The sequence below is a fragment of the Daejeonella sp. genome, assembly GCF_037719425.1.
Lineage (GTDB): Bacteria > Bacteroidota > Bacteroidia > Sphingobacteriales > Sphingobacteriaceae > Daejeonella.
In genome coordinates, this window is sequence record NZ_JBBJNI010000070.1 from 1 (window position 1) to 8,640 (window position 8,640).

The 8,640-nt window shown below is 40.5% G+C and carries 19 protein-coding genes; all 19 read left to right on the forward strand.

Annotation, left to right across the window (positions count from 1 at the left end):
• Positions 1-223: 50S ribosomal protein L16 (gene rplP / locus WKF69_RS10585; RefSeq protein ID WP_340381695.1), on the forward strand; the 223-nt coding region annotated here is incomplete at its 5' end.
• 89 nt (positions 224-312) lie between these two features.
• The gene (gene rpmC, locus WKF69_RS10590) at positions 313-549 is read left to right on the forward strand and encodes a 50S ribosomal protein L29 (protein WP_340381697.1); all 237 of its coding nucleotides are present in this window, start codon (positions 313-315) and stop codon (positions 547-549) included.
• A gap of 13 nt (positions 550-562) precedes the next feature.
• On the forward strand, positions 563-817 hold the full coding sequence (rpsQ, locus tag WKF69_RS10595) for a 30S ribosomal protein S17 (RefSeq protein ID WP_079702232.1): 255 nt from the start codon (positions 563-565) through the stop codon (positions 815-817).
• Position 818: 1 nt separating this feature from the next.
• Positions 819-1,187 (forward strand): 50S ribosomal protein L14, encoded by a 369-nt coding sequence (gene rplN, locus WKF69_RS10600; RefSeq protein WP_010599900.1) that lies wholly within the window; start codon positions 819-821, stop codon positions 1,185-1,187.
• A gap of 1 nt (position 1,188) precedes the next feature.
• On the forward strand, positions 1,189-1,530 hold the full coding sequence (gene rplX, locus WKF69_RS10605; RefSeq protein WP_079702231.1) for a 50S ribosomal protein L24: 342 nt from the start codon (positions 1,189-1,191) through the stop codon (positions 1,528-1,530).
• Positions 1,530-2,096 (forward strand): 50S ribosomal protein L5, encoded by a 567-nt coding sequence (rplE, locus tag WKF69_RS10610; protein ID WP_340381734.1) that lies wholly within the window; start codon positions 1,530-1,532, stop codon positions 2,094-2,096. Before rplX ends, rplE begins: the two co-directional genes overlap by 1 nt.
• Positions 2,096-2,365, forward strand: coding sequence for a 30S ribosomal protein S14 (rpsN, locus tag WKF69_RS10615; protein WP_340381736.1), 270 nt, complete (start codon positions 2,096-2,098; stop codon positions 2,363-2,365). The genes rplE and rpsN overlap by 1 nt, the downstream gene beginning before the upstream one ends.
• Before the next feature lie 188 nt (positions 2,366-2,553).
• On the forward strand, positions 2,554-2,952 hold the full coding sequence (rpsH, locus tag WKF69_RS10620; protein WP_340381738.1) for a 30S ribosomal protein S8: 399 nt from the start codon (positions 2,554-2,556) through the stop codon (positions 2,950-2,952).
• Between the two features lie 14 nt (positions 2,953-2,966).
• Positions 2,967-3,524: a 50S ribosomal protein L6 gene (gene rplF, locus WKF69_RS10625; RefSeq protein ID WP_340381740.1), complete on the forward strand. Its 558-nt coding sequence runs from the start codon at positions 2,967-2,969 to the stop codon at positions 3,522-3,524.
• Positions 3,525-3,529: 5 nt separating this feature from the next.
• A complete protein-coding gene (gene rplR / locus WKF69_RS10630; protein WP_340381742.1) occupies positions 3,530-3,883 on the forward strand; it encodes a 50S ribosomal protein L18 in 354 nt (117 codons plus the stop codon).
• A 27-nt stretch (positions 3,884-3,910) separates the two neighbouring features.
• A complete protein-coding gene (gene rpsE / locus WKF69_RS10635; protein ID WP_317043746.1) occupies positions 3,911-4,414 on the forward strand; it encodes a 30S ribosomal protein S5 in 504 nt (167 codons plus the stop codon).
• A gap of 5 nt (positions 4,415-4,419) precedes the next feature.
• On the forward strand, positions 4,420-4,599 hold the full coding sequence (gene rpmD, locus WKF69_RS10640) for a 50S ribosomal protein L30 (RefSeq protein WP_163402601.1): 180 nt from the start codon (positions 4,420-4,422) through the stop codon (positions 4,597-4,599).
• A 4-nt stretch (positions 4,600-4,603) separates the two neighbouring features.
• On the forward strand, positions 4,604-5,050 hold the full coding sequence (rplO, locus tag WKF69_RS10645) for a 50S ribosomal protein L15 (protein ID WP_079702223.1): 447 nt from the start codon (positions 4,604-4,606) through the stop codon (positions 5,048-5,050).
• Positions 5,051-5,058: 8 nt separating this feature from the next.
• Positions 5,059-6,384 (forward strand): preprotein translocase subunit SecY, encoded by a 1,326-nt coding sequence (gene secY / locus WKF69_RS10650; RefSeq protein WP_340381746.1) that lies wholly within the window; start codon positions 5,059-5,061, stop codon positions 6,382-6,384.
• A gap of 5 nt (positions 6,385-6,389) precedes the next feature.
• Positions 6,390-7,175 (forward strand): type I methionyl aminopeptidase, encoded by a 786-nt coding sequence (gene map / locus WKF69_RS10655; protein ID WP_340381748.1) that lies wholly within the window; start codon positions 6,390-6,392, stop codon positions 7,173-7,175.
• A 155-nt stretch (positions 7,176-7,330) separates the two neighbouring features.
• Positions 7,331-7,549, forward strand: a complete 219-nt coding sequence (gene infA / locus WKF69_RS10660) for a translation initiation factor IF-1 (protein WP_026897900.1) — start codon at positions 7,331-7,333, stop codon at positions 7,547-7,549.
• Positions 7,550-7,556: 7 nt separating this feature from the next.
• The gene (gene rpmJ / locus WKF69_RS10665; protein WP_079702220.1) at positions 7,557-7,673 is read left to right on the forward strand and encodes a 50S ribosomal protein L36; all 117 of its coding nucleotides are present in this window, start codon (positions 7,557-7,559) and stop codon (positions 7,671-7,673) included.
• A gap of 105 nt (positions 7,674-7,778) precedes the next feature.
• The gene (rpsM, locus tag WKF69_RS10670) at positions 7,779-8,156 is read left to right on the forward strand and encodes a 30S ribosomal protein S13 (protein ID WP_340381754.1); all 378 of its coding nucleotides are present in this window, start codon (positions 7,779-7,781) and stop codon (positions 8,154-8,156) included.
• A 178-nt stretch (positions 8,157-8,334) separates the two neighbouring features.
• Positions 8,335-8,640 (forward strand): 30S ribosomal protein S11 (gene rpsK / locus WKF69_RS10675; protein WP_340381756.1); only part of this gene is annotated, 306 nt, incomplete at its 3' end.

Genomic DNA, 8,640 nt, shown 5'->3' on the forward strand with positions numbered 1-8,640 from the left:
TATTTTCCCGGACAAGCCAGTTACGAAAAAGCCAGCTGAAGTACGGATGGGTAAAGGTAAAGGTGCTCCTGAATACTGGGTAGCAGTTGTAAGACCTGGTAGAATGATCTTCGAAGCTGAAGGTGTGCCTTTGGAAGTTGCAAAGGAAGCTATGCGTTTAGCTGCTCAGAAATTACCGGTACAAACGAAATTCGTTATTAGAAGGGATTTTGTAGAAGCATAATTAGTGATTAGTAATTAGTTGTTAGTTGGTTCGATATTCGAGGCTCTTCTAACCAACTAACCAACTAACAACTAACAACTAGAAGAAAAATGAAGAACTCAGAAATACACGAACTATCAACTGAAGAAGTTGTGGCCCGAATTAATGAAGAGAAAGCTAATCTCACCAAACTGAAATTTGCACATACTGTATCTGCAATTGAAAATCCGACAAGGATCACAAAGGTTAGAAAAGATGTAGCACGTTTAAACACAGAATTGACTAAGCGCAAAGCGGAGGCAGCAAAAGCTGCAGCATCTGCAGAGCCAGAGTCCGCTTCTGAATAAATAAAAGTCCAAAATGGAAAGACAATTAAGAAAAACAAGAACCGGGCTGGTAGTAAGCAATAAAATGGAGAAATCTATTGTAGTTGCGGTTGAAAGGAAAGTGAAGCACCCGATCTATGGTAAGTTTGTTAAGAAAACTACCAAATTTATGGCTCATGACGAGACTAACACTTGCGGTATCGGTGATACAGTGTTAATTATGGAAACTCGTCCGCTGAGTAAAACCAAGAACTGGAGATTAGTGGAAATTTTAGAAAGAGCTAAGTAACATGGTACAACAGGAATCAAGACTGAATGTTGCTGACAACAGTGGAGCTAAAGAAGTTTTAGTTATCCGTGTTTTAGGTGGTACCGGCAAGCGTTACGCATCCATAGGTGACAAAGTAGTTGTCACTGTAAAAAGTGCGCTTCCATCAGGGAACATCAAAAAAGGAACTGTCTCTAAGGCGGTTGTTGTAAGAACAAAGAAAGAGATCAGGCGTAAAGACGGATCATACATCCGCTTTGACGATAATGCAGCTGTATTGCTGAATGCACAGGACGAGCCGCGTGGAACACGTATCTTCGGCCCTGTTGCCAGAGAGCTACGTGAAAAACAATTCATGAAGATTGTATCATTAGCACCGGAGGTTTTATAAAATGGAGAAGAAAATAAAATCACAGCCTAAATTGAAGATCCGCAAAGGAGACCTGGTACAAGTTACTGCAGGTGATTCTAAAGGAAAACAAGGAAAGGTTTTAGAAGTAGTTTTAGCTACTAACAGAGTTATAGTTGAAGGCGCTAACATGGTGTCGAAACATACAAAACCAAACGCTGCCACTCCAAACGGTGGTATCGTAAAAAAAGAAGCCAGTCTTCATGTTTCTAATGTAATGGTGGTTGACGCGAAAAGCGGAAAACCTTCACGCATTGGAAAACAGAAAAATGCAGACGGCAAATCAATTCGCATCGCTAAAAAATCTGGGGAGGAAATTAAATAATGGCTTACGCACCAAGATTAAAAACAAAATATAACTCAGAGATCGTTTCAGCTTTAAAGGACAAGTTTCAGTACAAAAGCGTAATGCAGGTTCCGCGTCTGCAGAAAATTGCAATCAACCAGGGTGTTGGAGCAGCTGCAACTGATAAGAAACTTATTGATAATGCAATCAATGAAATGACGACCATCACTGGTCAGAAAGCCATTCCTGCAAAATCAAAGAAAGATATATCTAACTTTAAGTTACGTAAAGGAATGCCGATTGGTGTTCGTGTTACATTACGTGATAACAATATGTATGAGTTCCTTGATCGTTTGATCGCTGTAGCTCTTCCACGTATCCGTGACTTCAAAGGTATCAACGATAAAGGATTTGACGGACGCGGTAACTATACTTTAGGTATCACTGAGCAGATCATTTTCCCAGAGATCAACATCGACCAGATCAATAAGATCTTAGGTATGGATATTACATTTGTAACTACTGCTAAAACTGATGTTGAAGCCTTAGAATTACTTAAACAATTTGGTTTACCATTTAAGAATCAAACTCCAATACAACAATAATGGCTAAAGAAGGTGTAAAAGCGCGTGAAGTAAAACGTGCCAGATTAGTTGCCAAATACGCAGACAAGAGAGCAGCCCTTAAAGCTGCCGGAGATTTAGAAGGTTTGGATAAATTACCTAAAAACTCTTCACCGGTACGTTTACACAACCGTTGTAAATTAACTGGCCGTCCGCGTGGTTATATGCGTCAATTCGGTATTTGCCGTATTGTTTTCCGTGATATGGCTTTGGCAGGGAAGATTCCGGGTATTCGTAAGGCGTCCTGGTAAGAAGCTAAAAGCCAAAAGCTAAAAGCGGAAGGCTGAAAGCAGAAGGAAGAAGCGGGGGCTGAAAGCATGGCAGGCGTTTAGTACGTTTGCAAAAGCCTTAAGCTTTGCGCTTTATGCTCTAAGCTTAAAATGAATATTAACCGATGACAGGTCCCTAATCCGGAAACCACCATCACAACAAATAAATAATGAATACAGATCCAATAGCAGATTATCTTACGCGAGTAAGGAATGCCATTAAGGCGAACCACCGCGTTGTGGAGATCCCTGCATCAAACCTGAAAAAAGAAATGACTAAAGTTCTTTTTGACAAAGGTTACATTACTAATTACAAGTTTGAAGATACTACTGTTCAGGGTACGATCAAGATCGCTCTGAAGTATAATCCGATTACTAAAATCCCAGCTATCCGCAACATTTCGCGTATCAGCAAGCCAGGTTTGAGAAGATACGCAGGCGTTGACAATATGCCGCGTGTATTAAATGGTTTAGGAATCGCTATTCTTTCTACTTCTAAAGGTGTGATGACCGATAAAGAAGCTAAGAACTTAAATATAGGTGGCGAAGTTTTATGTTACGTTTATTAATAGGAGGATAGAAGATGTCAAGAATAGGAAAAGCCCCGATTAATATTCCAGCTGGTGTTACGATATTAGTTGATGATACAAATAAAGTAACTGTAAAAGGTACTAAAGGTGAATTAACCCAGAATGTAGATACAGATATCAAGATAACTCAGGAAGACGGTGTACTTACCGTAGAACGTCCTTCAGAGCAAAAGCGTCATAAAGCATTGCACGGTTTATACCGTTCATTGATCAACAATATGGTTGTTGGTGTAACCGAAGGTTATAAAACTAACCAGGAGCTTGTTGGTGTAGGTTACCGTGCAACAAATGTTGGTAACACACTTGACTTGGTTTTAGGATTCTCTCACCACTTTGTGTTTGAGCTTCCAAAAGAGATCAAGGTGACAACAGCTTCTGAAAAAGGTAAAAACCCGACTATTACGTTAGAAAGTATCGACAAGCAATTACTAGGACAAGTAGCAGCAAAAATACGCTCTCTACGTACTCCTGAACCATATAAAGGTAAAGGTATTAAGTTTGTTGGTGAAGTGTTAAGAAGAAAAGCTGGTAAATCAGCCGCTAAAAAATAATCATCATGGCAGGAATTAAATTATCTCGCAGAGAGAGAATCAAAAGAGGAATCAGAAAGAGATTAACCGGTTCTGCTGAGCGCCCACGTCTATCTGTTTTCAGAAGCAACAAAGGTATCTATGCTCAGATTATCGATGATAATAGTGGAAAAACTATCGTTTCAGCATCATCTTTATCAAAAGATTTTACGGCAGACGGTAATAAATCTGATCAGTCTAAAGCAGTTGGTAAATCAGTAGCAGAAAAGGCAATTGCAGCAGGTGTTAGCACCGTTGTATTTGACAGAAATGGTTACCTGTACCATGGCCGTGTTAAATCACTGGCAGAAGGTGCACGTGAAGCTGGTTTAATATTTTAATCTGAAAGTAAGATGTCAACAATCAATATAAAAAGAGTAAAATCAAGCGAGATCGAATTAAAAGACCGCTTAGTTAGTATCCAGCGTGTTGCTAAGGTTACTAAAGGTGGACGTACCTTCAGCTTTTCAGCTATCGTTGTGGTAGGTGATGAGAATGGAGTTGTAGGTTTCGGTCTTGGTAAAGCAAAAGAGGTTACTGAAGCAATTGCTAAAGGTATCGACGACGCTAAGAAAAACCTGGTAAAGGTTCCTGTAATTAATGGAACTGTGCCTCACGAGCAGATCGGAAAATATTCAGGCGGTTTCGTATTCATTAAGCCAGCAGCGCCGGGTACTGGTGTAATTGCAGGTGGTGCGATGCGTGCTGTACTTGAAAGTGCGGGTGTACATAATGTACTAGCAAAGTCAAAAGGTTCATCTAATCCGCATAACGTGGTTAAAGCAACTGTATTAGCGTTATCACAATTACGTGATGCTTATACGGTAGCTCAGCACCGTGGTGTGGATCTTAAGAAAGTATTTAACGGATAATCATCATGGCTAAGATTAAAATAACCCAGATTAAGAGCGTTATCGATAGAAGCGAGCGTCAGAAAAGAACCATGCAGGCATTGGGATTGAGAAAGATCAATCATTCTGTAGAGGTTGAAGCCAATCCGGCAATTATCGGAATGGTGAGAAAAGTTAATCATTTAGTAGCAGTAGAAAGTATCTGATATCATGAACTTAAGTAACTTACAACCTGCAGAAGGTTCAACAAAAAATAGGAAACGTATCGGTCGTGGTACCGGTTCGGGTCGCGGTGGGACTTCCACACGCGGTCATAAAGGTGCGGGATCGCGCTCTGGTTACAAGAGCAAGGTAGGTTTTGAAGGAGGTCAAATGCCTTTGCAACGCCGTTTACCTAAAGTAGGTTTCAACCCTATTAACCGGACGGAGTATGTAGCGATCAATCTTGATGCGCTTCAAACTTTGGCTGAAACATATAATTTAACTGCAATTGACTTTGATACATTCAAAGAGCACGGTTTAGCTTCTAAGAATGACCTTATCAAAATTTTAGGGAGAGGAGAAGTAAAAGCTAAACTTGATGTTAAAGCTCATGCTTTCTCTGCAGCAGCTCAAAAAGCAATCGAAGCTGCTGGTGGTGCAATAGTTAAATTGTAATATTACACATGAAGAAGCTTTTTACAACGCTATCCAATATCTGGAAGATTGAAGACCTGAGAGCGCGGATCCTTTTCACGCTGTTATGCCTTTTAATTTATAGAATAGGATCATTTATAATTATACCTGGTGTAGACGCATCATCTATAGAAGATGGTCAGGCTAAGGAAGGACTTCTTGGATTGCTGAATATGTTTGCCGGCGGATCATTCTCCCGGTCATCTATATTTGCATTGGGCGTTATGCCATACATTTCTGCATCTATCGTGGTGCAGCTTTTAGGTATTGCTGTTCCATATTTCCAGAAGCTTCAAAAGGAAGGTGAAAGCGGACGTAAAAAGATCAATCAGGTAACCCGTTATCTGACGATAATTATTACGGCTTTACAGGCCATGGGTTATGTGAGGACGCAAATAGCACCTGAAGCCAAATTAATGGCTGAGCCGTTATTTACGATATCTTCTATGTTTGTTCTAACTGCCGCTACCATGTTTGTGGTATGGCTTGGAGAGAAGATCACAGATAAAGGTATTGGTAACGGTATCTCTATGATCATCATGGTAGGTATTATCGCCCAGCTGCCGTTTGGCTTACTTGCTGAATTTGAATCACGGATGGGTGCGCAGGGAGGTTTGGTGACCGTTATCGTTGAGCTTGCTGCGTTATTTCTTGTGGTAATGTTCACTATACTTATTGTTCAGGGGGTGAGAAAGATCCCTGTACAGTACGCAAAGAAGATCGTTGGTGCAAAACAATATGGAGGTGTTCGTCAGTATATCCCGTTAAAGGTCAATGCTGCCGGAGTTATGCCGATCATTTTCGCTCAGGCGATCATGTTTATACCAACAACCATAGGCTCATTCTTTCCTTCGATGCAATCGTCTTTCCTCGCTTCTTTTAGTGATTATACTTCGTTAACATATAACCTGACCTTTGCCTTCATGATCATTGCCTTTACATTCTTCTACACAGCAATTACCGTTAACCCGGTTCAGATGTCTGATGATATGAAAAAGAATGGTGGTTTCGTTCCGGGTGTTAAACCAGGTAAAACAACTGGCGAATATATTGATGCAGTTATTTCAAAGATCACTTTACCAGGTTCAATTTTCCTTGCCATTATTGCAATCATGCCATCGATAGCTATCATTTTAGGTGTAAATAGCCAGTTTGCGAACTTTTTTGGCGGGACTTCATTACTGATCCTTGTTGGTGTAGTGTTGGATACCTTACAACAGGTTGAAAGCCATTTGTTAATGCGTCACTACGATGGATTGATGAAAACCGGCAGAATTAAAGGACGTACGCCTGTTGCGGGCGGTTCGGTAATTTAAGGTGCATGTCAAAAATTTATTTTAAGTCTTCTGCGGATATTGAGAAAATAAGAGAAAGTTCTCTTCTTGTATCCAAAACCCTGGCTGAAGTTGCCAAGGTTATCAGAGAAGGCTTAAAAACTATAGAGCTTGATAAATTAGCAGAGACTTTTATCCGTGATCACGGAGGAGTCCCTGCTTTTTTAAATTATAACGGCTTCCCTTATTCCCTTTGCATTTCTTTAAACGATCAGGTGGTTCACGGTTTCCCGGGAAATTATGAGATCAAAGATGGCGACATCGTTTCAGTTGATTGTGGTGTTGTACTGAATAAGTTTTTTGGCGATTCAGCCTATACATTTCCAATAGGTAATGTCGAGCCTGAAACTTTAAAGCTTTTACAGGTGACTAAAGAGTGTCTGAACCTGGCTGTTGAAAAAGCAGTTACCGGAATGAGGGTTGGTGATTTAGGATATGCAGTACAGGAGCATGCGGAGAAGAACGGATTTGGTGTAGTTAAAGAGCTTGTTGGACATGGTGTGGGAGTGAAGCTTCATGAGAAGCCCGAAGTTCCTAATTATGGAAAACGCGGTTCCGGAATCAAGCTTGAGGATGGAATGGTCATAGCGATAGAGCCAATGATCAATGCGGGTCGGGCAGGAGTTAAATTCTGGGAGGACGGCTGGACAGTAAGCACGGTTGATAAGAAACCATCTGCTCATTATGAGCATACCGTAGCTATAAAAAAGGGCAAAGGGGACGTGCTTTCCACCTTTACCCTGATAGAAGAAGTTTTAGCACAAAAAGATTAAAATATAAAAATTTTTAATTAATTTTGCATCCCTGTTCCGATGGGGGCAAATGAGATTAAGCCAGTTCAGAAAGGGTTGTTTTTGAGATTGATTATAGAAAACTGGTTTCTCCGGCCTTAGGAGTAGAAAAGACATAAGAGAAATCAATATAATATATGGCCAAACAGGCTTCAATTGAACAAGACGGAATAATCAGAGAAGCATTGTCTAATGCAATGTTTCGGGTTGAACTGGAAAACGGACATGAGATCATAGCGCATATTTCAGGTAAAATGAGAATGCACTACATCAAAATCTTACCCGGAGACAAGGTAAAGCTGGAGATGTCACCGTATGATCTCAGTAAGGGTAGAATAACGTACAGATATAAATAGAATAAAGATGAAGGTTAGAGCATCAATTAAAAAACGTAGCGCTGATTGTAAAGTGATCCGTCGTAAGGGAGTACTTTATGTGATCAACAAAAAGAATCCTAAGTACAAACAACGTCAGGGATAAGAAAAATAGTATTACGTTGTACGTTATACGTTATACGTCTGGGCGGTTAGCACAGCGTTTAGAAACGTAGAACGTAGAACGTAGAACGTAGAACTTCAATAAAATATGGCAAGGATAGCAGGTATTGATTTACCAAGAAACAAAAGAGGAGAGATCGGACTTACTTACATTTTCGGCGTTGGAAGGTCAACCGCAAAGCGGATTTTGGCTGATGCTGGTATTGATGTAAACATAAAAGTTCAGGACTGGACCGATGATCAGTTGGCAGCGATTCGTGGTTTCATCAATGAGGAGATCAAAGTTGAAGGTGCTCTACGCTCTGAAGTACAATTGAACATCAAGCGTTTGATGGATATTGGTTGTTACCGTGGATTACGTCACCGTAAGGGATTACCTGTTCGCGGACAACGTACCAAGAACAACTCACGTACCCGTAAAGGAAAACGTAAGACTGTAGCAAACAAGAAAAAAGCAACGAAGTAAGACCTGCCTGCGGTAGGCAGGTATGAGATATGAGAGTATCTCGAATGCAGATCTCCATTAATTAACTATTAAGCGGATATGAAGTTTGGGACCCACACTTCATGATTAAAACAAGAAATAGATATGAGTAAAGAGGATGTTTCTCACATCTCAAGTCTCACATCTCAAATCTAATAAAATGGCAAAAACTAAAAAAGTAACCAAAAAGCGTGTTGTTATTGTTGAAGCAATCGGCGAAGCACACGTAAACGCTACATTTAACAATATCATTATCACCCTAACTAACCTTCAGGGTCAAACCATCAGCTGGTCATCTGCCGGTAAGATGGGTTTCAAAGGTTCCAAGAAAAATACTCCGTACGCTGCGGGACAAGCTGCAAGTGATTGCGCTAAAGTGGCACACGATCTTGGCCTTCGTAAAGTTCAGGTATATGTTAAAGGTCCTGGTTCAGGCCGCGAGTCAGCTATCCGTACTCTGCAGACT

Bases quoted from the DNA above. Each gene is read 5' to 3' on its own strand.
- rplX (WP_079702231.1), top strand. From the start codon at position 1,189: ATGGAGAAGAAAATAAAATCACAGCCTAAATTGAAGATCCGCAAAGGA.
- rpsH (WP_340381738.1), top strand. From the start codon at position 2,554: ATGAATACAGATCCAATAGCAGATTATCTTACGCGAGTAAGGAATGCC.
- rplR (WP_340381742.1), top strand. From the start codon at position 3,530: ATGGCAGGAATTAAATTATCTCGCAGAGAGAGAATCAAAAGAGGAATC.
- infA (WP_026897900.1), top strand. From the start codon at position 7,331: ATGGCCAAACAGGCTTCAATTGAACAAGACGGAATAATCAGAGAAGCA.
- rpsM (WP_340381754.1), top strand. From the start codon at position 7,779: ATGGCAAGGATAGCAGGTATTGATTTACCAAGAAACAAAAGAGGAGAG.
- rpsQ (WP_079702232.1), top strand. From the start codon at position 563: ATGGAAAGACAATTAAGAAAAACAAGAACCGGGCTGGTAGTAAGCAAT.
- rpsN (WP_340381736.1), top strand. From the start codon at position 2,096: ATGGCTAAAGAAGGTGTAAAAGCGCGTGAAGTAAAACGTGCCAGATTA.
- rplN (WP_010599900.1), top strand. From the start codon at position 819: ATGGTACAACAGGAATCAAGACTGAATGTTGCTGACAACAGTGGAGCT.
- rpmD (WP_163402601.1), top strand. From the start codon at position 4,420: ATGGCTAAGATTAAAATAACCCAGATTAAGAGCGTTATCGATAGAAGC.
- map (WP_340381748.1), top strand. From the start codon at position 6,390: ATGTCAAAAATTTATTTTAAGTCTTCTGCGGATATTGAGAAAATAAGA.
- secY (WP_340381746.1), top strand. From the start codon at position 5,059: ATGAAGAAGCTTTTTACAACGCTATCCAATATCTGGAAGATTGAAGAC.
- rplF (WP_340381740.1), top strand. From the start codon at position 2,967: ATGTCAAGAATAGGAAAAGCCCCGATTAATATTCCAGCTGGTGTTACG.
- rplE (WP_340381734.1), top strand. From the start codon at position 1,530: ATGGCTTACGCACCAAGATTAAAAACAAAATATAACTCAGAGATCGTT.
- rpmJ (WP_079702220.1), top strand. From the start codon at position 7,557: ATGAAGGTTAGAGCATCAATTAAAAAACGTAGCGCTGATTGTAAAGTG.
- rpmC (WP_340381697.1), top strand. From the start codon at position 313: ATGAAGAACTCAGAAATACACGAACTATCAACTGAAGAAGTTGTGGCC.
- rplO (WP_079702223.1), top strand. From the start codon at position 4,604: ATGAACTTAAGTAACTTACAACCTGCAGAAGGTTCAACAAAAAATAGG.